At 57.0% G+C, this 21213-nt stretch carries 31 protein-coding genes; all 31 read left to right on the plus strand.

All coding sequences use genetic code 11. The features are described from left to right. Nucleotides 1–62 precede the first annotated feature (62 nt). Nucleotides 63–4262, plus strand: coding sequence for a DNA-directed RNA polymerase subunit beta' (gene rpoC / locus ACFY68_RS18080; protein ID WP_346614691.1), 4200 nt, complete (start codon nt 63–65; stop codon nt 4260–4262). Nucleotides 4263–4473: 211 nt separating this feature from the next. Then, complete coding sequence (gene rpsL, locus ACFY68_RS18085) at nt 4474–4845, plus strand: 30S ribosomal protein S12 (protein WP_003255492.1); 372 nt, start codon at nt 4474–4476, stop codon at nt 4843–4845. A gap of 106 nt (nt 4846–4951) precedes the next feature. After that, nucleotides 4952–5422 (plus strand): 30S ribosomal protein S7, encoded by a 471-nt coding sequence (gene rpsG / locus ACFY68_RS18090; RefSeq protein ID WP_003246741.1) that lies wholly within the window; start codon nt 4952–4954, stop codon nt 5420–5422. A 30-nt stretch (nt 5423–5452) separates the two neighbouring features. After that, entirely contained in the window at nt 5453–7597 is a 2145-nt protein-coding gene (gene fusA / locus ACFY68_RS18095) for an elongation factor G (protein WP_387529995.1), read from the plus strand. 27 nt (nt 7598–7624) lie between these two features. Then, nucleotides 7625–8818 carry an elongation factor Tu gene (gene tuf, locus ACFY68_RS18100; protein ID WP_046857347.1) on the plus strand — a complete coding sequence of 398 codons (1194 nt, stop codon included), beginning with the start codon at nt 7625–7627 and terminating at the stop codon, nt 8816–8818. A 141-nt stretch (nt 8819–8959) separates the two neighbouring features. After that, on the plus strand, nt 8960–9271 hold the full coding sequence (gene rpsJ, locus ACFY68_RS18105; protein WP_003186070.1) for a 30S ribosomal protein S10: 312 nt from the start codon (nt 8960–8962) through the stop codon (nt 9269–9271). Between the two features lie 80 nt (nt 9272–9351). After that, a complete protein-coding gene (gene rplC / locus ACFY68_RS18110; RefSeq protein WP_012316519.1) occupies nt 9352–9987 on the plus strand; it encodes a 50S ribosomal protein L3 in 636 nt (211 codons plus the stop codon). 12 nt (nt 9988–9999) lie between these two features. Beyond that, nucleotides 10000–10602 (plus strand): 50S ribosomal protein L4, encoded by a 603-nt coding sequence (gene rplD, locus ACFY68_RS18115; RefSeq protein ID WP_086974835.1) that lies wholly within the window; start codon nt 10000–10002, stop codon nt 10600–10602. Further along, complete coding sequence (gene rplW / locus ACFY68_RS18120) at nt 10599–10898, plus strand: 50S ribosomal protein L23 (protein WP_387530003.1); 300 nt, start codon at nt 10599–10601, stop codon at nt 10896–10898. Before rplD ends, rplW begins: the two co-directional genes overlap by 4 nt. Nucleotides 10899–10912: 14 nt before the next feature. Then, nucleotides 10913–11737 (plus strand): 50S ribosomal protein L2, encoded by an 825-nt coding sequence (gene rplB, locus ACFY68_RS18125; protein ID WP_346614689.1) that lies wholly within the window; start codon nt 10913–10915, stop codon nt 11735–11737. A gap of 16 nt (nt 11738–11753) precedes the next feature. Next, nucleotides 11754–12029 carry a 30S ribosomal protein S19 gene (gene rpsS / locus ACFY68_RS18130; protein ID WP_003255482.1) on the plus strand — a complete coding sequence of 92 codons (276 nt, stop codon included), beginning with the start codon at nt 11754–11756 and terminating at the stop codon, nt 12027–12029. Between the two features lie 11 nt (nt 12030–12040). Further along, the gene (gene rplV, locus ACFY68_RS18135) at nt 12041–12373 is read left to right on the plus strand and encodes a 50S ribosomal protein L22 (protein WP_003103908.1); all 333 of its coding nucleotides are present in this window, start codon (nt 12041–12043) and stop codon (nt 12371–12373) included. Between the two features lie 13 nt (nt 12374–12386). After that, nucleotides 12387–13073: a 30S ribosomal protein S3 gene (gene rpsC, locus ACFY68_RS18140; RefSeq protein ID WP_003255481.1), complete on the plus strand. Its 687-nt coding sequence runs from the start codon at nt 12387–12389 to the stop codon at nt 13071–13073. 12 nt (nt 13074–13085) lie between these two features. Beyond that, on the plus strand, nt 13086–13499 hold the full coding sequence (gene rplP, locus ACFY68_RS18145; protein ID WP_003255479.1) for a 50S ribosomal protein L16: 414 nt from the start codon (nt 13086–13088) through the stop codon (nt 13497–13499). Further along, a complete protein-coding gene (gene rpmC, locus ACFY68_RS18150; protein WP_002555481.1) occupies nt 13499–13690 on the plus strand; it encodes a 50S ribosomal protein L29 in 192 nt (63 codons plus the stop codon). The genes rplP and rpmC overlap by 1 nt, the downstream gene beginning before the upstream one ends. A 2-nt stretch (nt 13691–13692) precedes the next feature. Then, complete coding sequence (gene rpsQ / locus ACFY68_RS18155; protein WP_008089812.1) at nt 13693–13959, plus strand: 30S ribosomal protein S17; 267 nt, start codon at nt 13693–13695, stop codon at nt 13957–13959. A 23-nt stretch (nt 13960–13982) separates the two neighbouring features. Then, a complete protein-coding gene (gene rplN / locus ACFY68_RS18160; RefSeq protein ID WP_008089810.1) occupies nt 13983–14351 on the plus strand; it encodes a 50S ribosomal protein L14 in 369 nt (122 codons plus the stop codon). A gap of 11 nt (nt 14352–14362) precedes the next feature. After that, complete coding sequence (rplX, locus tag ACFY68_RS18165; RefSeq protein WP_003255476.1) at nt 14363–14677, plus strand: 50S ribosomal protein L24; 315 nt, start codon at nt 14363–14365, stop codon at nt 14675–14677. A gap of 20 nt (nt 14678–14697) precedes the next feature. Continuing rightward, nucleotides 14698–15237: a 50S ribosomal protein L5 gene (rplE, locus tag ACFY68_RS18170; RefSeq protein WP_012316517.1), complete on the plus strand. Its 540-nt coding sequence runs from the start codon at nt 14698–14700 to the stop codon at nt 15235–15237. Between the two features lie 13 nt (nt 15238–15250). After that, on the plus strand, nt 15251–15556 hold the full coding sequence (rpsN, locus tag ACFY68_RS18175; protein WP_008089807.1) for a 30S ribosomal protein S14: 306 nt from the start codon (nt 15251–15253) through the stop codon (nt 15554–15556). A gap of 209 nt (nt 15557–15765) precedes the next feature. Then, nucleotides 15766–16158 carry a 30S ribosomal protein S8 gene (rpsH, locus tag ACFY68_RS18180; RefSeq protein ID WP_008089805.1) on the plus strand — a complete coding sequence of 131 codons (393 nt, stop codon included), beginning with the start codon at nt 15766–15768 and terminating at the stop codon, nt 16156–16158. 12 nt (nt 16159–16170) lie between these two features. Beyond that, nucleotides 16171–16704, plus strand: a complete 534-nt coding sequence (rplF, locus tag ACFY68_RS18185) for a 50S ribosomal protein L6 (RefSeq protein ID WP_009681972.1) — start codon at nt 16171–16173, stop codon at nt 16702–16704. Nucleotides 16705–16714: 10 nt separating this feature from the next. Further along, nucleotides 16715–17065 carry a 50S ribosomal protein L18 gene (rplR, locus tag ACFY68_RS18190; protein WP_387530014.1) on the plus strand — a complete coding sequence of 117 codons (351 nt, stop codon included), beginning with the start codon at nt 16715–16717 and terminating at the stop codon, nt 17063–17065. A 3-nt stretch (nt 17066–17068) separates the two neighbouring features. Further along, entirely contained in the window at nt 17069–17569 is a 501-nt protein-coding gene (gene rpsE / locus ACFY68_RS18195; RefSeq protein ID WP_003255465.1) for a 30S ribosomal protein S5, read from the plus strand. A 2-nt stretch (nt 17570–17571) separates the two neighbouring features. Further along, nucleotides 17572–17748, plus strand: coding sequence for a 50S ribosomal protein L30 (gene rpmD, locus ACFY68_RS18200; RefSeq protein WP_008089798.1), 177 nt, complete (start codon nt 17572–17574; stop codon nt 17746–17748). A 3-nt stretch (nt 17749–17751) separates the two neighbouring features. After that, nucleotides 17752–18186, plus strand: a complete 435-nt coding sequence (rplO, locus tag ACFY68_RS18205) for a 50S ribosomal protein L15 (protein WP_003255461.1) — start codon at nt 17752–17754, stop codon at nt 18184–18186. Then, entirely contained in the window at nt 18187–19518 is a 1332-nt protein-coding gene (gene secY / locus ACFY68_RS18210) for a preprotein translocase subunit SecY (RefSeq protein ID WP_003255459.1), read from the plus strand. A 28-nt stretch (nt 19519–19546) separates the two neighbouring features. Next, nucleotides 19547–19663, plus strand: a complete 117-nt coding sequence (gene rpmJ, locus ACFY68_RS18215; RefSeq protein ID WP_002555468.1) for a 50S ribosomal protein L36 — start codon at nt 19547–19549, stop codon at nt 19661–19663. Nucleotides 19664–19794: 131 nt separating this feature from the next. Further along, nucleotides 19795–20151 (plus strand): 30S ribosomal protein S13, encoded by a 357-nt coding sequence (gene rpsM, locus ACFY68_RS18220; protein ID WP_003255457.1) that lies wholly within the window; start codon nt 19795–19797, stop codon nt 20149–20151. An 18-nt stretch (nt 20152–20169) separates the two neighbouring features. Then, nucleotides 20170–20559: a 30S ribosomal protein S11 gene (gene rpsK, locus ACFY68_RS18225; RefSeq protein ID WP_003255454.1), complete on the plus strand. Its 390-nt coding sequence runs from the start codon at nt 20170–20172 to the stop codon at nt 20557–20559. Between the two features lie 15 nt (nt 20560–20574). Next, nucleotides 20575–21195, plus strand: a complete 621-nt coding sequence (rpsD, locus tag ACFY68_RS18230; protein WP_079226347.1) for a 30S ribosomal protein S4 — start codon at nt 20575–20577, stop codon at nt 21193–21195. Nucleotides 21196–21213: the final 18 nt, after the last annotated feature.

Below are 21213 nucleotides of genomic sequence, written 5' to 3' on the forward strand. Positions count from 1 at the left end.
CGTGACGCGAAGGGGGGCGGGGCTGGTATAGCCCGCTTCCTGCTCCGCCAGGAGGAAAGGCCTTGAAAGACCTACTGAATTTGCTGAAAAACCAGGGTCAAGTCGAAGAGTTCGACGCCATCCGCATCGGTCTGGCGTCGCCTGAAATGATCCGTTCGTGGTCGTTCGGTGAAGTTAAGAAGCCGGAAACCATCAACTACCGTACGTTCAAGCCTGAGCGTGACGGCCTGTTCTGCGCCAAGATCTTTGGCCCAGTCAAGGACTACGAGTGCCTGTGCGGCAAGTACAAGCGCCTCAAGCACCGCGGCGTGATCTGCGAGAAGTGCGGCGTTGAAGTTGCCCTGGCCAAGGTTCGTCGTGAGCGCATGGCGCACATCGAACTGGCCTCGCCGGTTGCCCACATCTGGTTCCTGAAGTCGCTGCCGTCCCGTATCGGCCTGCTGATGGACATGACCCTGCGTGATATCGAGCGCGTGCTCTACTTCGAGAGCTACGTCGTTATCGACCCGGGCATGACCACCCTCGAAAAGGGTCAGTTGCTGAACGACGAGCAGTACTTCGAAGCGCTGGAAGAGTTCGGTGATGACTTCGACGCCCGCATGGGTGCCGAGGCTGTTCGCGAGCTGCTGCACGCCATCGACCTGGAGCACGAGATCGGCCGCCTGCGCGAAGAAATTCCGCAGACCAACTCGGAAACCAAGATCAAGAAGCTGTCCAAGCGCCTGAAGCTGATGGAAGCTTTCCAGGGCTCGGGCAACCTGCCTGAGTGGATGGTCCTGACCGTCCTGCCAGTACTGCCGCCGGACCTGCGTCCGCTGGTACCGCTGGATGGCGGCCGCTTCGCGACCTCCGACCTGAACGACCTGTATCGTCGGGTGATCAACCGTAACAACCGTCTGAAGCGCCTGCTCGATCTGTCCGCGCCGGACATCATCGTGCGCAACGAAAAGCGCATGCTGCAGGAAGCGGTCGACGCCCTGCTGGACAACGGCCGTCGCGGTCGCGCCATCACTGGCTCGAACAAGCGTCCGCTGAAGTCCCTGGCCGACATGATCAAAGGTAAGCAAGGTCGCTTCCGTCAGAACTTGCTCGGTAAGCGTGTTGACTACTCCGGTCGTTCGGTAATTACCGTAGGCCCGACCCTGCGTCTGCACCAGTGCGGTCTGCCGAAGAAGATGGCCCTCGAGCTGTTCAAGCCGTTCATTTTCGGCAAGCTGGAAATGCGTGGTCTGGCGACCACCATCAAAGCTGCCAAGAAGATGGTCGAGCGCGAGCTGCCAGAGGTGTGGGACGTTCTCGCCGAAGTGATTCGCGAACACCCCGTACTGCTCAACCGTGCACCGACCCTTCACCGTCTGGGTATCCAGGCGTTCGAGCCTGTGCTCATCGAAGGTAAGGCCATCCAGCTGCACCCGCTGGTCTGTGCCGCGTACAACGCCGACTTCGACGGTGACCAGATGGCCGTTCACGTGCCGCTGACCCTGGAAGCTCAGCTGGAAGCGCGCGCGCTGATGATGTCGACCAACAACATTCTGTCGCCAGCCAACGGTGAGCCAATCATCGTTCCGTCGCAGGACGTTGTACTGGGTCTGTACTACATGACCCGTGAAGCCATCAACGCCAAGGGCGAAGGTCGCGTATTCGCCGACCTGCAGGAAGTCGACCGCGTATTCCGCGCCGGCGAAGCTGCCCTGCACGCGAAAATCAAGGTCCGTATCAACGAGACCGTGAACGACCGTGATGGCACCAGCACCAAGAACACCCGTATCGTCGACACCACTGTCGGCCGTGCGCTGCTGTTCCAGGTTGTACCGGCAGGCCTGCCGTACGATGTCGTCAACCAGCCGATGAAGAAAAAGGCGATCTCCAAGCTGATCAACCAGTGCTACCGCGTGGTTGGTCTGAAAGAGACCGTTATCTTCGCCGACCAGCTGATGTACACCGGTTTCGCTTACTCCACCATCTCTGGCGTGTCCATTGGTGTGAACGACTTTGTCATCCCGGATGAGAAAGCGCGCATCATCAACAGCGCTACCGATGAAGTGAAGGAAATCGAGAGCCAGTACGCCTCCGGCCTGGTAACCCAGGGCGAGAAGTACAACAAGGTCATCGACTTGTGGTCGAAGGCGAACGACGAAGTGTCCAAGGCGATGATGGCCAACCTCTCGAAAGAGAAGGTCATCGACCGCGAAGGCAAAGAAGTCGAGCAAGAGTCCTTCAACTCGATGTACATGATGGCTGACTCCGGTGCGCGGGGTTCCGCAGCCCAGATCCGTCAGCTGGCAGGTATGCGTGGCCTGATGGCCAAGCCGGACGGCTCGATCATCGAGACGCCGATCACCGCGAACTTCCGTGAAGGTCTGAGCGTACTTCAGTACTTCATCTCGACTCACGGTGCTCGTAAGGGTCTGGCGGATACCGCCTTGAAGACCGCTAACTCCGGTTACCTGACCCGTCGTCTGGTAGACGTCGCCCAAGACTTGGTTGTGACCGAGATCGACTGCGGCACCGACCAGGGCCTGCTGATGACGCCGCACATTGAAGGCGGTGACGTTGTAGAGCCGCTGGGTGAGCGTGTACTGGGCCGTGTCATCGCCCGTGACGTGTTCAAACCAGGCACCGAGGACGTCATCGTTCCGGCCGGTACTCTGGTAGACGAGCAGTGGGTTGAGTTCATCGAGCTGAACAGCATCGACGAAGTGATTGTGCGTTCGCCGATCAACTGCGAAACCCGCTTCGGTATCTGCGCTAAGTGCTACGGTCGTGACCTGGCACGCGGTCACCAGGTGAACATCGGTGAAGCTGTCGGCGTAATCGCTGCACAGTCGATCGGTGAGCCGGGTACCCAGCTGACCATGCGTACGTTCCACATCGGTGGTGCTGCAAGCCGTACTTCGGCTGCCGACAGCGTCCAGGTGAAGAACGGCGGTATGGTCCGTCTGCACAACCTGAAGCAGGTCGAGCGTGCTGACGGCAACCTGGTTGCTGTATCGCGTTCGGGCGAGCTGGCCATTGCCGACGAGTTCGGTCGTGAGCGTGAGCGTTACAAGCTGCCTTACGGTGCCGTGATTTCGGTCAAGGAAGGTGACAAGGTCGAAGCTGGCGCCATCGTCGCCAAGTGGGACCCGCACACCCACCCGATCGTTACCGAACTGAAAGGTACCGTGACCTTCGTGGGCATGGAAGAAAACATCACGATCAAGCGCCAGACCGACGAGCTGACCGGTCTGACCAACATCGAAGTTCTGGACGTCAAGGATCGCCCTGCCGCTGGCAAGGAAATCCGTCCGGCAATCAAGATGGTCGACGCCAACGGCAAGGACCTGTACCTGCCAGGTACCGACGTACCGGCTCAGTACTTCCTGCCGGCAAACGCCCTGGTTGGTGTTGCTGACGGTGCACAGATCGGTGTTGGTGACGTTATCGCGCGTATCCCGCAAGAAACGTCCAAGACCCGTGACATCACCGGTGGTCTGCCACGCGTTGCCGACCTGTTCGAAGCGCGCCGTCCGAAAGAAGCCTCGATTCTGGCTGAAGTCAGCGGCACCATCGCATTCGGTAAGGAAACCAAGGGCAAGCGTCGCCTGGTCATTACTCCGACCGACGGTAGCGATCCGTACGAAGAGCTGATTCCGAAGTGGCGCCACCTGAACGTCTTCGAAGGCGAACAGGTAAACCGCGGCGAAGTTATCTCCGACGGCCCGAGCGATCCGCATGACATCCTGCGTCTGCTGGGTGTGAGCGCGCTGGCGAAGTACATCGTCAACGAGATCCAGGACGTTTACCGTCTGCAAGGCGTTAAGATCAACGACAAGCACATCGAGACCATCCTGCGTCAGATGCTGCGCAAGGTTGAGATCTCCGAGTCGGGCGACTCCAGCTTCATCAAGGGCGACCAGATGGAACTGACTCACGTACTGGTCGAGAACGAGCGTCTCGCCGGCGAAGACAAGTTCATCTCGAAGTTCACCCGTGTGCTGCTGGGTATCACCAAGGCCTCGCTGTCGACCGAGTCGTTCATCTCCGCGGCTTCCTTCCAGGAAACCACCCGCGTACTGACCGAAGCGGCCGTAACCGGCAAGCGCGATTACCTGCGCGGCCTGAAAGAAAACGTCGTCGTGGGTCGTCTGATCCCGGCGGGTACCGGTCTGGCCTACCACAGCGAGCGCAAGCGTCGCCGTGATGCCGACAAACCGCTGCGTGTAAGCGCCAGTGAGGTGGAAGCCGCACTGACCGAAGCGCTGAATTCCAGCGGTAACTAAGTACAGGGCAGGGCCCCGGCAAGCCCCGAACGGCCATCGATGACATGAATTGTTGCCGATGACCGGGCGGGGAGGGCCGGGGCCTCGTCTTGACTGGGTGCAAGATCCTCCGTAGACTTTTGTACCCTTAAATTTGGTGAGGCTCCGTCTCGCCAATTTTTGGCTTTCTTGCAAGACAATAGAGTCGCAAGACAATCAGTGGAGCTAGTAGATGGCAACTATCAACCAGCTGGTACGTCAGCCGCGTAAGCGTTCGGTCGAGAAGTCCGACGTTCCTGCGCTGCAGAACTGCCCGCAACGTCGTGGCGTGTGCACCCGCGTGTACACCACCACGCCGAAAAAACCTAACTCGGCACTGCGTAAAGTATGCCGTGTGCGTCTGACCAACGGTTTCGAGGTTTCCTCGTACATCGGCGGTGAAGGCCACAACCTGCAAGAGCACAGCGTCGTCCTGATCCGTGGCGGCCGTGTAAAAGACTTGCCAGGTGTTCGTTACCACACCGTTCGCGGCTCTCTGGATACTTCGGGCGTCAAAGGCCGTAACCAGGGTCGTTCGAAGTACGGTACCAAGCGTCCGAAGTAATCGGCCGTTTGCACACATCCATTTTTTTGAGTCGATAAGAGTAAGGTCGGGCAGGGGTCGAAGACCCACGTCCCGGGCTAACCTGAAGACCGTTTGAGGGCTTATCATGCCAAGACGTCGTGTAGCAGCAAAACGTGAGATTCTGGACGATCCTAAATACGGATCCCAAATCCTCGCCAAGTTCATGAACCACGTGATGGAAAGCGGCAAGAAGGCTGTAGCCGAGCGCATCGTTTACGGTGCCCTGGATACCGTCAAAGCACGCAAGAACAGCGACCCCCTGGAAATCTTCGAGAAAGCTCTCGACGCCATCGCTCCGCTGGTCGAAGTAAAGTCCCGCCGTGTCGGCGGTGCCACTTACCAGGTCCCGGTTGAAGTTCGTCCATCCCGTCGTAATGCTCTGGCAATGCGCTGGCTCGTAGACTACGCCCGCAAGCGCGGCGAGAAGTCGATGGCTCTGCGCCTGGCTGGCGAACTGCTGGATGCTGCCGAAGGCAAGGGTGCTGCAGTCAAGAAGCGTGAAGACGTTCACCGTATGGCTGAAGCCAACAAAGCGTTCTCGCACTACCGCTTCTAATTCAAGCATCAATCATTTTGCGAGGGCTTTATGGCTCGTACTACAGCTATTAACCGCTACCGTAACATTGGTATCTGTGCCCACGTTGACGCGGGCAAGACCACCACTACCGAGCGGATCCTGTTCTACACAGGTCTGAGCCACAAGATGGGCGAGGTGCATGACGGCGCCGCGACCACCGACTGGATGGTGCAGGAGCAGGAGCGGGGTATCACCATTACCTCCGCTGCCGTTACCACCTTCTGGAAAGGTTCTGTTGGTCAGTATGACAACTACCGTGTAAACGTCATCGATACCCCCGGCCACGTTGACTTCACCATTGAAGTAGAGCGTTCGCTGCGTGTACTCGACGGCGCGGTCGTTGTGTTCTGCGGTACCTCCGGCGTTGAGCCTCAGTCCGAAACCGTATGGCGTCAAGCCAACAAGTACGGCGTTCCACGTGTTGTCTACGTGAACAAGATGGACCGTGCCGGTGCAAACTTCCTGCGCGTCGTAGGTCAGATCAAGAACCGTCTGGGTCACACCCCGGTTCCGGTTCAGCTGGCCATCGGTTCGGAAGATAACTTCCAGGGTCAGGTTGACCTGATCAAGATGAAGGCTATCTACTGGAACGACGACGACAAAGGCACCACCTATCGCGAGGAAGAAATTCCTGCCGATATGCTGGAGCTGGCTCAAGAGTGGCGCTCCAACATGGTTGAAGCGGCTGCCGAGTCCAGCGAAGAGCTGATGAACAAGTACCTGGAAGGCGAAGAGCTGACCGTCGAAGAGATCAAAGCCGGTCTGCGTGCTCGCACCCTGGCCAGCGAAATCGTACCGGCCGTCTGCGGTTCGTCGTTCAAGAACAAGGGTGTTCCCCTGGTTCTCGACGCCGTCATCGACTACCTGCCTGCTCCGACCGAGATTCCTGCAATCCAGGGTATCAACCCGGATGACAAGGATCTGGACAAAGAAGATCCGGCTGTTCGTAAAGACGAGCGTCACGCTGACGACAACGAGCCGTTCTCGGCTCTGGCGTTCAAGATTGCGACCGACCCGTTCGTGGGTACTCTGACCTTCGTTCGCGTCTACTCGGGCGTTCTGACCTCTGGTGACTCGGTCATCAACTCGGTCAAAGGCAAGAAAGAGCGCGTTGGTCGTATGGTGCAGATGCACGCCAACCAGCGTGAAGAGATCAAGGAAGTGCGCGCTGGCGACATCGCTGCACTGATCGGCATGAAAGACGTGACCACGGGCGAAACCCTGTGCAACGCCGACAAGCCAATCATCCTTGAGCGTATGGACTTCCCTGAGCCGGTAATTTCGCTCTCCGTCGAGCCGAAAACCAAGGCTGACCAGGAGAAGATGGGTATCGCTCTGGGCAAGCTGGCCCAGGAAGACCCGTCGTTCCGCGTCAAGACCGACGAAGAGACTGGCCAGACCATCATCTCGGGCATGGGTGAGCTGCACCTGGACATCCTCGTTGACCGCATGAAGCGCGAGTTCAACGTCGAAGCCAACATCGGTAAGCCTCAGGTTTCGTACCGCGAGAAGATCACCAAGTCCAACGTCGAGATCGAAGGCAAGTTCGTTCGTCAGTCGGGTGGTCGTGGTCAGTTCGGTCACTGCTGGATCCGCTTCTCGGAGCCAGATCAGGACGAGAAAGGCAACATCACCGAAGGTCTGGTGTTCTCCAACGAAGTCGTTGGTGGCGTGATTCCTAAGGAATTCATCGCACCGATCCAGAAGGGTATCGAAGAGCAGATGAAGAACGGCGTTGTTGCCGGCTATCCTCTGATCGGCCTGAAGGCCGCGGTATTCGACGGTTCGTACCACGACGTCGACTCCAACGAAATGGCGTTCAAAATCGCTGCTTCGATGGCAACCAAGCAACTGGCCCAGAAGGGCGGTGGCGTGGTCCTCGAGCCGATCATGAAGGTCGAAGTTGTAACCCCGGAAGACTACCTGGGTGACGTGATGGGTGACCTGAACCGTCGTCGTGGTCTGGTCCAGGGTATGGATGAGTCGGTCTCCGGCCGCGTCGTCCGTGCTGAAGTACCGCTCGGAGAGATGTTCGGTTATGCGACCGACGTTCGTTCCATGTCTCAGGGTCGCGCAAGCTACTCCATGGAATTCTCCAAATACGCCGAAGCTCCGTCGAACATCGTCGAAGCACTCGTTAAAAAACAAGGCTAATCCCCTTTAGGCAAGAGGTTCACTGTCGTGGCTAAAGAAAAATTTGATCGTTCCCTTCCCCACGTTAACGTCGGCACTATCGGCCACGTTGACCACGGTAAGACCACTCTGACCGCAGCTCTGACTCGCGTTTGCTCCGAAGTTTTCGGTTCGGCAATCGTTGAGTTCGACAAGATCGACTCGGCTCCGGAAGAAAAAGCGCGCGGTATCACCATCAACACCGCTCACGTTGAGTACAACTCGACCATTCGTCACTACGCTCACGTTGACTGCCCAGGTCACGCTGACTACGTGAAGAACATGATCACCGGTGCTGCCCAGATGGACGGCGCGATCCTGGTTTGCTCGGCCGCCGATGGTCCGATGCCACAAACCCGTGAGCACATCCTGCTGTCCCGTCAGGTTGGCGTTCCGTACATCGTGGTCTTCCTGAACAAGGCTGACCTGGTAGACGACGCTGAGCTGCTGGAACTGGTCGAGATGGAAGTTCGCGACCTGCTGTCCACCTATGACTTCCCAGGCGACGACACTCCGATCATCATCGGTTCCGCTCGTATGGCCCTGGAAGGCAAAGACGACAACGAAATGGGCACTACCGCTGTCAAGAAGCTGGTAGAGACTCTGGACAGCTACATTCCTGAGCCAGTTCGTGCCATCGACCAGCCGTTCCTGATGCCGATCGAAGACGTGTTCTCGATTTCGGGTCGTGGTACCGTTGTTACCGGCCGTATCGAGCGTGGTATCGTCCGCGTTCAGGACGCCCTGGAAATCGTTGGTCTGCGTGACACCACCACCACCACCTGCACCGGTGTTGAGATGTTCCGCAAGCTGCTGGACGAAGGCCGTGCTGGCGAGAACTGCGGCGTTCTGCTGCGTGGTACCAAGCGTGACGACGTTGAGCGTGGCCAGGTTCTGGTCAAGCCAGGTTCGGTCAAGCCGCACACCAAGTTCACCGCAGAAGTCTACGTTCTGTCGAAGGAAGAAGGCGGCCGTCACACTCCGTTCTTCAAAGGCTACCGTCCTCAGTTCTACTTCCGTACCACTGACGTGACCGGTAACTGCGAACTGCCGGAAGGCGTTGAAATGGTAATGCCAGGTGACAACATTCAGATGACTGTTACCCTGATCAAGACCATCGCAATGGAAGACGGTCTGCGCTTCGCTATCCGTGAAGGCGGTCGTACCGTCGGCGCCGGCGTCGTAGCCAAAATCATCGAGTAATCACTCGACCGATTGAAAAAACCCCCGCTCAGCGGGGGTTTTTTTTATTGGGTTGACACTAAATTGGGGCGTCTATAGAATCACGCCTCCTTTTAGCGGGCGTAGTGCGTCCGTTGGGAACAGCCTGGAGTCTGAAATCCAATGCAAAATCAGCAAATCCGTATCAGGTTGAAGGCTTTCGACCATCGCCTGATCGACCAATCCACCCAGGAAATCGTGGAAACCGCGAAACGTACTGGTGCACAAGTGCGTGGTCCAATTCCACTGCCTACCCGCAAAGAGCGTTTCACCGTTCTGGTTTCCCCGCACGTCAACAAAGACGCGCGTGACCAGTACGAGATCCGCACTCATAAGCGTGTTCTGGACATCGTCCAGCCAACGGATAAAACCGTTGACGCGCTGATGAAGCTTGATCTGGCGGCAGGTGTGGAAGTGCAGATCAGCCTCGGCTAAGACTTCGGTCTTAACCGTGTAACGCTCTGAAATGGGCGGCCATAGCGGGTGAAAGCCCCGTACACTCATGAGGTTACAACATGACTATTGGTGTAGTCGGTCGCAAGTGCGGTATGACCCGCATTTTCACCGAAGAAGGTGTCTCCATTCCGGTCACGGTCATTGAGATCGAGCCGAATCGTGTCACCCAGTTCAAAACCGAAGAAACCGATGGCTACCGTGCAGTGCAAGTCACTGTCGGCGAGCGTCGTGCTTCGCGTGTGACTGCCGCTCAGGCAGGTCACTTCGCCAAGGCCAACGTTGCCGCTGGTCGCGGTGTCTGGGAGTTCCGCCTTGAAGAAGGCGAGTTCCAGGCTGGCGACTCGATCAAAGCTGAACTCTTCACTGCAGGCCAGCTGGTAGACGTTACTGGTCAGTCCAAAGGTAAAGGCTTCGCCGGTACCATCAAGCGCTGGAACTTCCGTGGCCAGGACAACACCCACGGTAACTCCGTGTCGCACCGTGTCCCAGGCTCCATCGGCCAGTGCCAGACTCCTGGTCGTGTGTTCAAGGGCAAGAAAATGTCCGGTCACATGGGCGCCGAGCGCGTGACTGTTCAGTCCCTGGAAGTAGTTCGCGTAGACGCTGAGCGCAACCTGCTGCTCGTCAAGGGTGCCGTTCCTGGCGCTACTGGCGGCGACGTGGTTGTACGTCCGGCTGTCAAGGCTCGCGGTTAAGGGGAAACTGACATGCAACTTAATGTAAATGACGCTCAGGCGATCGAAGTTTCCGAACTGACTTTCGGTGGCGAATTCAACGAGACGCTGGTACACCAAGCAGTCGTGGCCTACATGGCCGGCGGCCGTCAGGGCACCAAGCAGCAAAAGACCCGTTCCGACGTGGCTGGTGGCGGTAAGCGCCCATGGCGTCAGAAGGGTACTGGCCGTGCTCGTGCTGGTACCACTCGTGGTCCGATCTGGCGTGGCGGTGGTGTAACCTTCGCAGCTCGTCCTCAAGATCACTCGCAGAAGCTCAACAAGAAGATGTACCGCGCAGCCCTGCGCTCCATCCTCGCTGAGCTGGTGCGTAGCGACCGTCTGGTCGTGGTTCAGGACTTCGCTGTTGAAGCACCGAAAACCAAAGATCTGCTGAACAAGCTGAACGGCATGGGTCTGACCGACGTTCTGATCGTTTCGGACGCTGTTGATCAGAACCTGTACCTGGCTGCTCGTAACCTGCCGCACGTCGATGTACGTGACGTTCAAGGTTCCGACCCGGTCAGTCTGATCGCATACGAGAAAGTGTTGATCACTGTCTCGGCCGTGAAGAAATTCGAGGAGCTGCTGGGATGAACCAGGAACGCGTATTCAAAGTCCTCCTTGGCCCGCACGTTTCCGAGAAGGCTACCGTTCTGGCTGAGAAAAAAGGCCAGTTCGTATTCAAGGTTGCTACTGATGCAACCAAGCTGGAAATCAAGAAAGCTGTCGAAGGCCTGTTCAGCGTAAAAGTTGAAAACGTGTCGACCGTTAACGTTCTGGGTAAAACCAAGCGTACCGCACGTGGTCTGGGCAAGCGTAATGACTGGAAGAAGGCGATCGTCTCCCTTCAGCCAGGCCAAGATCTCGATTTCAGCAGCAGTGCTGAGTAAGGAAGGGGTGCATCATGGCAATCGTTAAATGCAAACCGACTTCCCCTGGCCGCCGTTTCGTGGTCAAGGTGGTCAACCAGGAGCTGCACAAAGGCGCTCCTCACGCACCGCTGCTCGAGAAGAAATCGAAGTCTGGTGGTCGTAACAACAATGGCCGCATTACCACTCGTCACGTTGGTGGTGGTCATAAGCAGCATTACCGTCTGGTCGACTTCCGTCGCAACGACAAAGATGGCATCCCAGCCACTGTCGAGCGTATCGAATACGATCCAAACCGTACTGCTCACATCGCCCTGCTGTGCTACGCAGACGGTGAGCGTCGCTACATCATCGCCCCTAAAGGCGTGAGCGCTGGCGACCAGCTGATCGCAGGTGCACTGGCCCCTATCAAGGCCGGTAACTCCCTGCAGCTGCGCAACATCCCAGTAGGTAGCACCATTCACGGCGTCGAACTGAAGCCGGGTAAAGGTGCTCAGATCGCTCGTTCCGCTGGTGCTTCGGCTCAGCTGATCGCTCGTGACGGCGTCTACGTGACTCTGCGTCTGCGCTCCGGTGAGATGCGTAAAGTACTGGCTGAGTGCCGTGCGACCCTGGGCGAAGTCTCGAACTCCGAGCACAGCCTGCGCTCGCTGGGTAAAGCTGGTGCCAAACGCTGGCGCGGCGTTCGCCCAACCGTTCGTGGTGTTGCCATGAACCCGGTTGACCACCCGCATGGTGGTGGTGAAGGTCGTACCTCCGGTGGTCGTCATCCGGTATCGCCATGGGGCTTCCCAACCAAGGGTGCTAAAACCCGCGGTAATAAGCGTACCGACAACATGATCGTCCGTCGTCGCAAGTAACTAGAGGGATACGACAGTGCCACGTTCTCTGAAAAAAGGTCCTTTTATCGATCTTCACCTGTTGAAGAAGGTCGAAGTGGCGGTGGAGAAGAACGATCGCAAACCAGTTAAAACCTGGTCGCGTCGCTCGATGATCCTGCCACAAATGGTCGGTCTGACCATCGCGGTTCACAACGGTCGCCAGCATGTCCCAGTTCTCGTGAACGAAGACATGGTCGGCCACAAACTGGGCGAGTTCGCCGGTACCCGCACCTATCGCGGGCACGTGGCTGACAAGAAAGCCAAGCGTTAAGGGGTAAGGAAATGGAAGTAGCCGCTAAGTTGTCGGGCGCTCGCATCTCCGCCCAGAAAGCCCGCTTGGTCGCCGACCAGATCCGCGGGAAGAAGGTGGGCGAAGCGCTCAACCTGTTGGCCTTCAGCAGCAAAAAAGCCGCTGAAATCATGAAGAAAGTCCTCGAGTCGGCCGTTGCCAACGCCGAACACAACGAAGGCGCAGACGTTGATGACCTGAAGGTCTCCACCGTCTTCGTCAACGAAGGGCGTTCGCTGAAGCGCATCATGCCACGTGCCAAAGGCCGTGCTGATCGCATCGTCAAGCGGTCTTGCCATATCACTGTCAAGGTTGCGGACAAGTAACGGAGTCGATCAGATGGGTCAGAAAGTACATCCCACTGGCATTCGCCTGGGAATCGTCAAGGAGCACACCTCCGTCTGGTACGCAGACGGTGCTACTTACGCAGATTACCTGTTGAAGGATCTGAAAACGCGTGAGTACCTCCAAGACAAACTAAAAAGCGCGTCCGTAAGCCGTATCGATATTCATCGTCCGGCTCAAACTGCACGCATCACCATCCACACCGCTCGTCCCGGTATCGTTATCGGTAAGAAAGGTGAAGATGTCGAGAAGCTGCGTCAGGACCTGACCAAGCAGATGGGTGTGCCTGTGCACATCAACATCGAAGAGATCCGCAAGCCGGAACTCGACGCCATGCTGGTTGCGCAGAGCGTAGCTCAGCAGCTGGAACGCCGCGTAATGTTCCGTCGCGCCATGAAGCGCGCCGTACAGAACGCCATGCGTATTGGTGCCAAGGGCATCAAGATCCAGGTGAGCGGTCGTCTCGGCGGTGCTGAGATTGCTCGTACCGAGTGGTATCGCGAAGGTCGTGTGCCCCTGCACACCCTGCGTGCCGATATCGACTACAACACCTACGAAGCTCACACCACTTATGGTGTGATCGGTGTGAAGGTTTGGATCTTCAAAGGCGAAGTTATTGGTGGTCGCCAAGAAGAACTGAAACCACAAGCACCAGCGCCTCGTAAAAAAGCTGCTAAGTAAGGGGTACGCCAAATGTTGCAACCAAAGCGTACAAAATTCCGCAAGCAGATGACTGGCCACAACCGTGGTCTGGCACTGCGCGGTAGCAAAGTCAGCTTCGGCGAATTCGCCCTGAAAGCTGTTGCTCGCGGTCGCCTCACCGCCCGCCAGATCGAGTCGGCGCGTCGTGCTCTGACTCGTCACGTAAAACGTGGCGGCAAGATCTGGATCCGTGTCTTCCCGGACAAGCCGATCTCCAAGAAACCTCTCGAGGTTCGTATGGGTAAAGGTAAGGGCTCCGTGGAATACTGGGTTGCCCAGATCCAGCCAGGCAAAGTCCTGTACGAGATCGAGGGTGTTTCTGAAGAGCTGGCGCGCGAAGCTTTCGCCCTGGCTGCTGCAAAGCTGCCTCTCGCCACCTCCTTTGTTAAGCGGACGGTGATGTGATGAAAGCGAATGAACTTCGTGAAAAATCTGCACAGCAACTGAATGAGCAACTGCTCGGCTTGCTGCGCGACCAGTTCAATCTGCGTATGCAGAAAGCAACTGGCCAGTTGGGGCAGTCGCACCTGCTCTCGCAAGTTAAGCGTGACATCGCTCGCGTGAAAACTGTGCTTAACCAGCAGGCAGGTAAGTGATCATGGCTGAAGCTGAAAAAACCGTCCGTACGCTGACTGGCCGTGTCGTCAGCGACAAAATGGACAAGACCATCACCGTTCTGATCGAGCGTCGCGTAAAGCACCCGATCTACGGTAAATACGTTAAGCGTTCGACTAAGCTGCACGCGCACGACGAATCCAACCAGTGCAAAATCGGCGACAAGGTTTCCATCCGTGAAACCCGTCCGCTGGCCAAGACCAAGTCCTGGGCACTGGTTGAAGTCCTCGAACGCGCTGTTGAAGTCTAAGGGCTAGGGGTCGGAGAAATTTTATGATTCAGACTCAATCCATGCTCGATGTGGCCGATAACAGCGGCGCTCGTCGCGTCATGTGCATCAAGGTGCTCGGCGGTTCGCACCGTCGTTACGCCGGCATCGGTGACATCATCAAAGTAACCGTCAAGGAAGCAATTCCGCGCGGTAAGGTCAAAAAAGGCCAGGTGATGACTGCTGTTGTCGTCCGTACCCGTCACGGTGTACGTCGCGCTGACGGTTCCATCATTCGTTTCGACGGCAACGCTGCTGTTCTGCTGAACACCAAGCAAGAGCCGATCGGCACTCGCATCTTCGGGCCAGTGACCCGTGAACTTCGTACTGAGAAGTTCATGAAGATCGTCTCGCTCGCCCCTGAAGTGCTGTAAGGAGATCCGACATGCAAAAGATTCGTCGTGACGACGAGATCATCGTGATCGCCGGCAAAGACAAAGGTAAGCGCGGTAAGGTGCTGAAGGTTCTCGCTGACGACCGTCTGGTCATCGGTGGTGTGAACCTGGTCAAGCGTCATACCAAGCCTAACCCGATGGCGGGCGTTCAGGGCGGTATCGTCGAAAAAGAAGCGCCTCTGCACGCTTCCAACGTTGCCATTTTCAACGGCGAAACCAACAAGGCTGACCGCGTTGGTTTCAAAGTAGAAGACGGTAAGAAAATTCGTGTCTTCAAGTCGACCCAAAAAGCGGTTGATGCTTGAACACTGCTAGGTAGAAGACCATGGCACGACTGAAAGAGATTTACCGGAACGAAATCGCTCCTAAGCTTAAGGAAGAACTTAAGCTGTCGAACGTGATGGAAGTTCCGCGCGTTACCAAGATCACCCTGAACATGGGTCTGGGCGAAGCGATCGGCGACAAGAAAGTCATCGAGCACGCTGTTGCTGACCTGGAAAAGATCACTGGTCAAAAGCCGGTTGTGACTTTCGCTCGTAAATCCATCGCGGGCTTCAAAGTCCGTGAAGGATGGCCGATCGGCGTCAAGGTGACCCTGCGTCGCGAAAAAATGTACGAGTTCCTGGACCGCCTGCTGGCGATCTCCCTGCCTCGGGTCCGCGACTTCCGCGGCCTGAATGCCAAGTCCTTCGATGGTCGTGGCAACTACAGCATGGGCGTGAAAGAGCAGATCATCTTCCCGGAAATCGATTACGACAAGATCGATGCTCTGCGCGGTTTGGACATCACCCTGACCACCACTGCTCGTTCGGATGACGAAGGCCGCGCTCTGCTGCGTGCATTCAAATTCCCGTTCCGCAACTGATTGGAGTAGGAAAATGGCCAAGAAGAGCATGAAAAACCGCGAGCTGAAGCGTCAGCTCACGGTCGCCAAGTTCGCCAAAAAGCGTGCTGAGCTGAAAGCGACCATCGTCAACGTGAACGCCTCTCCTGAAGAGCGTTTCGCTGCCGTTGTCGCTCTGCAGAAGCAGCCACGTGATGCCAGCGCTGCGCGTCTGCGCAACCGTTGCCGCCTGACCGGTCGTCCTCACGGTGTATACCGTAAGTTCGGCCTGGGCCGTAACATGCTGCGTCAAGCGGCAATGCGTGGCGACGTACCAGGTCTGGTCAAGGCCTCCTGGTAATCGCTGCCGGTGTGATCCCGGTGGAAGGGGAGCAATCTTCCGACCGCCGGTGACCTCGCCAACAAACAAGCCCCTATATGGGGCTTGTTTCGTTTCTACCTTGTGTCTAGAATGACCGGCTCACCCGAGCCTGGGTTTTTTACCCTGCCTGCTTTGGTGGTTGTGATAGCCGCAAGGCTAATAATTCTTGTATCAGGAGCATCTAGCCCATGAGTATGCAGGACCCGTTAGCGGACATGCTAACTCGCATCCGTAATGCCCAGATGGCTGAAAAGTCCGTCGTAAGCATGCCTTCCTCCACGCTGAAGGTCGCGGTTGCCAAAGTTCTGAAAGACGAAGGTTACATCGCTGGCTACCAGGTTACTGGTGAAGCCAAGCCGTCCCTGTCGATCGAACTCAAGTACTTCGAAGGCCGTCCGGTCATCGAGGAACTGAAGCGTTCCAGCCGTCCTGGCCTGCGCCAGTACAAGTCCGTCACAGACCTGCCGAAAGTTCGTGGCGGCCTGGGCGTGTCTATCGTCTCCACCAACAAAGGTGTGATGACTGACCGCGCTGCGCGCGCTGCCGGTGTCGGCGGCGAAGTTCTGTGCACAGTGTTCTAAGGGGAGATAGGCATGTCTCGCGTCGCTAAGAACCCCGTTAAGCTGCCAGCTGGTGTCGAAGTCAAATTCGCCGGCCAACAGCTTTCGGTGAAGGGTGCCAAAGGCACTCTCGAACTGAACGTTCACTCGTCTGTTGAAGTTACCGAAGAGTCCGGCGAACTGCGTTTCGTCGCCCGCAACGGTGATCAGCAAGCTCGCGCCATGGCCGGTACTACCCGTGCTCTGGTCAACAACATGGTCCAAGGCGTAAGCCAAGGCTTCGAGCGCAAGCTCCAGCTGGTCGGTGTTGGTTACAAGGCACAGGCCAAAGGCACCGTCCTGAACCTGGCTCTGGGCTTCTCGCATCCAGTGGACTACGAACTGCCAGCCGGCATCACTGCTGAAACTCCCAGCCAAACCGACATCCTGATCAAGGGTATCGACAAGCAGCTGGTAGGTCAGGTGGCCGCTGAAATCCGCGACTTCCGTCCGCCAGAGCCTTACAAAGGTAAAGGTGTGCGTTACGCGGACGAAGTAGTCCGTCGTAAAGAAGCCAAGAAGAAGTAGGGCCTAGCAAATGACCGACAAAAAAGTTACTCGACTGCGTCGCGCTCGCAAAGCACGTCTCAAGATGCACGAACTCGAAGTCGTGCGCCTGTGCGTGTTCCGCTCCTCGCAGCACATCTACGCCCAGGTCATTTCGGCCGACGGCAGCAAGGTTCTGGCAAGCGCCTCGACCTTGGACAAAGACCTGCGTCATGGCGCCACCGGCAACATCGACGCGGCCACTAAGGTTGGCAAGCTGGTAGCTGAGCGTGCGAAAGCCGCCGGTGTATCTCAAGTTGCCTTTGACCGTTCCGGCTTCAAGTACCATGGCCGCGTCAAAGCGCTGGCTGATGCTGCTCGTGAAGGCGGGCTGGAGTTCTAAGTTATGGCAAATAACGATCAAAAGCGCGACGAAGGCTACATCGAGAAGCTGGTTCAAGTTAACCGCGTAGCTAAAACCGTTAAAGGCGGCCGTATCTTCACCTTCACCGCGTTGACCGTGGTTGGTGATGGTAAGGGTCGTGTCGGCTTCGGCCGTGGCAAATCGCGCGAAGTACCTGCTGCGATCCAGAAAGCCATGGAAGCTGCTCGTCGCAACATGATCCAGGTTGACCTGAAGGGCACCACCCTGCAGTACGCCACCAAGGCTGCCCACGGCGCCTCGAAGGTTTACATGCAGCCTGCCTCGGAAGGTACCGGTATCATCGCCGGCGGCGCTATGCGTGCTGTCCTGGAAGTTGCTGGTGTTCAGAACGTCCTGGCCAAGTGCTACGGTTCGACCAACCCAGTGAACGTGGTTTACGCCACCTTCAAGGGTCTGAAAGCCATGCAATCTCCTGAGTCCATTGCTGCCAAGCGCGGCAAGAGCGTTGAGGAGATCTTCTGATCATGGCAACCGTAAAAGTAACGCTGATCAAGAGCGTCTCGGGCCGTATTCCTAACCACAAACTGTGCGTTAAAGGTCTGGGTCTGCGTCGCATCGGTCACACTGTAGAAGTCCAGGATACTCCCGAGAATCGCGGGATGATCAACAAGGCTTACTACATGCTGCGCGTCGAGGGTTAATCGATGAAACTCAATGATCTGAGTCCAGCGCCGGGTTCCCGTCGCGAAAAGCATCGTCCGGGTCGTGGTATCGGTAGCGGTCTGGGTAAGACCGGCGGCCGTGGCCACAAAGGTCAGACTTCCCGTTCGGGTGGTTCGATCGCTCCGGGCTTCGAAGGCGGTCAACAGCCGCTGCACCGTCGCCTGCCGAAGTTCGGCTTCGTTTCCCTGAAGGCCATGGACCGCGCAGAAGTGCGTCTGTCCGAGCTGGCTAAAGTGGAAGGCGACGTGATCTCCGTGCAATCCCTGAAGGATGCCAACGTGATCAACCAGCACATTCAGCGTGTGAAAATCATGCTGTCTGGCGAAGTTACTCGCGCAGTCACCATCAAGGGCATCGCAGCCACCAAGGGTGCGCGTGCGGCTATCGAAGCAGCTGGCGGCAAATTCGAGGAATAAATGGCTAAGCAAGGTGCTCTCTCTTCGCTCGGTAAGGGCGGGATGTCGGAACTCTGGGCTCGTCTGCGCTTTCTGTTCATGGCGATCATCGTCTATCGGATAGGTGCGCATATCCCGGTTCCCGGCATCAATCCGGACCGTCTGGCGGATCTGTTTCGGCAGAATGAGGGGACCATTCTTAGCTTGTTCAACATGTTTTCCGGTGGCGCGCTCGAACGCATGAGCATCTTTGCACTGGGGATCATGCCGTACATCTCGGCATCGATCATCATGCAGCTGATGACAGCGGTCAGCCCGCAACTGGAGCAGTTGAAGAAGGAAGGTGAAGCTGGCCGTCGTAAGATCAGCCAGTACACCCGCTACGGCACCGTTATCCTGGCGCTGGTTCAAGCCATTGGCATGTCCATTGGCCTGGCCAACCAGGGCGTGGCGTTTTCTGCAGGCCTCGGCTTCCATGTCGTCGCCGTCTCCACCTTTGTGGCGGGCGCGATGTTCATGATGTGGCTGGGCGAGCAGATCACCGAGCGCGGTGTGGGCAACGGTATCTCGATGTTGATCTTCGCAGGTATCGTTGCCGGTCTTCCGAGAGCAATCGGGCAGTCTTTCGAGTCTGCGCGCACAGGCGATATCAACATTTTCGCCCTGGTCGCTATCGGTTTGCTGGCAGTAGCGATTATCGGTTTCGTGGTGTTCATTGAGCGTGGTCAGCGTCGTATCGCCGTTCACTACGCCAAGCGTCAGCAGGGCCGCAAGGTCTTCGCTGCGCAGACCAGCCACTTGCCGCTGAAAGTGAACATGGCGGGGGTTATCCCGGCCATTTTCGCGAGCAGCATTCTGCTGTTCCCGGCTTCGTTGGGTGCCTGGTTCGGTCAGTCCGAAGGTATGGGCTGGCTGCAGGACATCTCGCAGTCGATCGCTCCTGGTCAGCCGTTGAACATTCTGCTGTTTAGTGCAGGGATCATTTTCTTCTGCTTCTTCTACACAGCGTTGATGTTCAACCCGAAAGACGTAGCGGAAAACCTGAAGAAGTCCGGTGCCTTTATTCCGGGTATCCGTCCTGGTGAGCAGTCGGCGCGCTACATTGATGGCGTTCTGACCCGTTTGACCATGTTCGGTGCTCTATACATGATGGCCGTATGCCTTCTGCCCCAGTTCCTGGTGGTGGCAGCAAATGTGCCGTTCTACCTTGGCGGGACCTCGTTGCTGATTGTGGTAGTGGTTGTGATGGACTTCATGTCCCAAGTACAATCGCACCTCGTTTCGCACCAGTACGAATCCCTGATGAAGAAAGCCAACCTGAAAGGCTACGGTGGCAGCGGTCTGCTGCGCTGATACGCCCCTAAGGTTCGAGGAGTCGGTAATGAAAGTTCGTGCATCGGTGAAAAAGCTGTGCCGTAACTGCAAGATCATCCGTCGCGAAGGCGTCGTACGAGTGATCTGCAGCGCGGAACCGCGTCACAAACAGCGCCAAGGCTGAGTGTGATCTGCGTTTCAAACCCAGCAGCTAGTGTGCTGCTGGGTTGATTATTCGTTTCTACAGCGATATTATCTCGCGCCCTATTTCTTGGCTTCCGGGGCGTAGGTAGCTGTCAATTGGAGTCCCACTGAATGGCCCGTATTGCAGGCGTCAACATTCCAGATAACAAGCATACTGTTATCTCGCTGACCTACATCTATGGTGTCGGTCGCACAACTGCACAGAAGATCTGTGCAGACGCTGGCGTAAATCCAGCCGCAAAGATCAAGGATCTGAGCGACGAGCAAATCGAAACCCTGCGTGGCGAAGTTGCGAAGTTCACCACCGAAGGTGACCTGCGTCGTGACATCAACATGAAGATCAAGCGCTTGATGGACCTGGGTTGCTACCGCGGCCTGCGTCATCGTAAAGGTCTGCCGGTTCGCGGTCAGCGCACCAAGACCAACGCACGCACCCGTAAGGGCCCGCGTAAGCCGATCCGCAAGTAATCGCCCAGGAATATAGACATGGCAAAACCTGCTGCTCGTCCTCGTAAGAAAGTCAAAAAGACAGTGGTTGATGGCATCGCCCACATCCACGCTTCTTTCAACAACACCATCGTGACCATCACCGACCGTCAGGGCAATGCTTTGTCCTGGGCGACCTCCGGTGGTTCGGGTTTCCGTGGTTCGCGCAAATCCACCCCGTTCGCAGCACAGATCGCTGCTGAGCGTGCTGGTCAAGCTGCGCTGGAATACGGTCTGAAAAACCTCGACGTTAACGTCAAGGGTCCAGGTCCAGGTCGTGAGTCCGCCGTTCGTGCATTGAACAGCTGCGGGTACAAGATCGCCAGCATCACCGACGTGACGCCAATCCCGCATAACGGGTGCCGTCCGCCGAAGAAGCGCCGCGTGTAATCAGGAGACAGAAGAATGGCACGTTACATTGGTCCAAAATGCAAACTGTCTCGTCGTGAAGGCACTGACCTGTTCCTGAAGAGCGGCGTTCGCGCTCTGGAATCGAAGTGCAACATCGAAGCAGCCCCAGGTATCCACGGCCAGCGCCGTGGCCGTCAGTCCGACTACGGTACCCAGCTGCGCGAGAAACAAAAAGTCCGTCGTATCTACGGTGTTCTGGAGCGTCAGTTCCGCGGTTACTACCAAGCTGCTGCCTCGAAAAAAGGCGCAACCGGTGAGAACCTGCTGCAACTGCTCGAGTGCCGTCTGGATAACGTCGTTTACCGTATGGGCTTCGGCTCGACTCGTTCCGAGTCCCGTCAGCTGGTTTCGCACAAAGCGATCAGCGTCAACGGTAAGACTGTAAACATTCCATCCTACCAAGTTCGTCCGGGTGACGTGGTCGCGGTTCGCGAGAAGTCGCTGAGCCAGCTGCGCATTGTTCAAGCCCTTGAACTGTGCGCCCAGCGTGGCCGCGTTGAGTGGGTAGACGTTGATACTGCCAAGAAGTCGGGCGTTTTCAAGAACGTTCCTGCTCGTGGCGACCTGTCTGCCGACATCAACGAAAACCTGATTGTCGAGCTCTACTCCAAGTAAGGGCTAGAAAATAGGTGC

The sequence above is a fragment of the Pseudomonas sp. NPDC012596 genome (assembly GCF_042902325.1).
GTDB lineage: Bacteria > Pseudomonadota > Gammaproteobacteria > Pseudomonadales > Pseudomonadaceae > Aquipseudomonas.

What these genes read in the sequence shown, in the direction of transcription:
- rpsL (WP_003255492.1), top strand. Translation starts at nt 4,474, where the DNA reads ATGGCAACTATCAACCAGCTGGTACGTCAGCCGCGTAAGCGTTCGGTC.
- rpsG (WP_003246741.1), top strand. Translation starts at nt 4,952, where the DNA reads ATGCCAAGACGTCGTGTAGCAGCAAAACGTGAGATTCTGGACGATCCT.
- fusA (WP_387529995.1), top strand. Translation starts at nt 5,453, where the DNA reads ATGGCTCGTACTACAGCTATTAACCGCTACCGTAACATTGGTATCTGT.
- rpsJ (WP_003186070.1), top strand. Translation starts at nt 8,960, where the DNA reads ATGCAAAATCAGCAAATCCGTATCAGGTTGAAGGCTTTCGACCATCGC.
- rplC (WP_012316519.1), top strand. Translation starts at nt 9,352, where the DNA reads ATGACTATTGGTGTAGTCGGTCGCAAGTGCGGTATGACCCGCATTTTC.
- rplD (WP_086974835.1), top strand. Translation starts at nt 10,000, where the DNA reads ATGCAACTTAATGTAAATGACGCTCAGGCGATCGAAGTTTCCGAACTG.
- rplW (WP_387530003.1), top strand. Translation starts at nt 10,599, where the DNA reads ATGAACCAGGAACGCGTATTCAAAGTCCTCCTTGGCCCGCACGTTTCC.
- rplB (WP_346614689.1), top strand. Translation starts at nt 10,913, where the DNA reads ATGGCAATCGTTAAATGCAAACCGACTTCCCCTGGCCGCCGTTTCGTG.
- rplV (WP_003103908.1), top strand. Translation starts at nt 12,041, where the DNA reads ATGGAAGTAGCCGCTAAGTTGTCGGGCGCTCGCATCTCCGCCCAGAAA.
- rpsC (WP_003255481.1), top strand. Translation starts at nt 12,387, where the DNA reads ATGGGTCAGAAAGTACATCCCACTGGCATTCGCCTGGGAATCGTCAAG.
- rplP (WP_003255479.1), top strand. Translation starts at nt 13,086, where the DNA reads ATGTTGCAACCAAAGCGTACAAAATTCCGCAAGCAGATGACTGGCCAC.
- rpmC (WP_002555481.1), top strand. Translation starts at nt 13,499, where the DNA reads ATGAAAGCGAATGAACTTCGTGAAAAATCTGCACAGCAACTGAATGAG.
- rpsQ (WP_008089812.1), top strand. Translation starts at nt 13,693, where the DNA reads ATGGCTGAAGCTGAAAAAACCGTCCGTACGCTGACTGGCCGTGTCGTC.
- rplN (WP_008089810.1), top strand. Translation starts at nt 13,983, where the DNA reads ATGATTCAGACTCAATCCATGCTCGATGTGGCCGATAACAGCGGCGCT.
- rplX (WP_003255476.1), top strand. Translation starts at nt 14,363, where the DNA reads ATGCAAAAGATTCGTCGTGACGACGAGATCATCGTGATCGCCGGCAAA.
- rplE (WP_012316517.1), top strand. Translation starts at nt 14,698, where the DNA reads ATGGCACGACTGAAAGAGATTTACCGGAACGAAATCGCTCCTAAGCTT.
- rpsN (WP_008089807.1), top strand. Translation starts at nt 15,251, where the DNA reads ATGGCCAAGAAGAGCATGAAAAACCGCGAGCTGAAGCGTCAGCTCACG.
- rpsH (WP_008089805.1), top strand. Translation starts at nt 15,766, where the DNA reads ATGAGTATGCAGGACCCGTTAGCGGACATGCTAACTCGCATCCGTAAT.
- rplF (WP_009681972.1), top strand. Translation starts at nt 16,171, where the DNA reads ATGTCTCGCGTCGCTAAGAACCCCGTTAAGCTGCCAGCTGGTGTCGAA.
- rplR (WP_387530014.1), top strand. Translation starts at nt 16,715, where the DNA reads ATGACCGACAAAAAAGTTACTCGACTGCGTCGCGCTCGCAAAGCACGT.
- rpsE (WP_003255465.1), top strand. Translation starts at nt 17,069, where the DNA reads ATGGCAAATAACGATCAAAAGCGCGACGAAGGCTACATCGAGAAGCTG.
- rpmD (WP_008089798.1), top strand. Translation starts at nt 17,572, where the DNA reads ATGGCAACCGTAAAAGTAACGCTGATCAAGAGCGTCTCGGGCCGTATT.
- rplO (WP_003255461.1), top strand. Translation starts at nt 17,752, where the DNA reads ATGAAACTCAATGATCTGAGTCCAGCGCCGGGTTCCCGTCGCGAAAAG.
- secY (WP_003255459.1), top strand. Translation starts at nt 18,187, where the DNA reads ATGGCTAAGCAAGGTGCTCTCTCTTCGCTCGGTAAGGGCGGGATGTCG.
- rpmJ (WP_002555468.1), top strand. Translation starts at nt 19,547, where the DNA reads ATGAAAGTTCGTGCATCGGTGAAAAAGCTGTGCCGTAACTGCAAGATC.
- rpsM (WP_003255457.1), top strand. Translation starts at nt 19,795, where the DNA reads ATGGCCCGTATTGCAGGCGTCAACATTCCAGATAACAAGCATACTGTT.
- rpsK (WP_003255454.1), top strand. Translation starts at nt 20,170, where the DNA reads ATGGCAAAACCTGCTGCTCGTCCTCGTAAGAAAGTCAAAAAGACAGTG.
- rpsD (WP_079226347.1), top strand. Translation starts at nt 20,575, where the DNA reads ATGGCACGTTACATTGGTCCAAAATGCAAACTGTCTCGTCGTGAAGGC.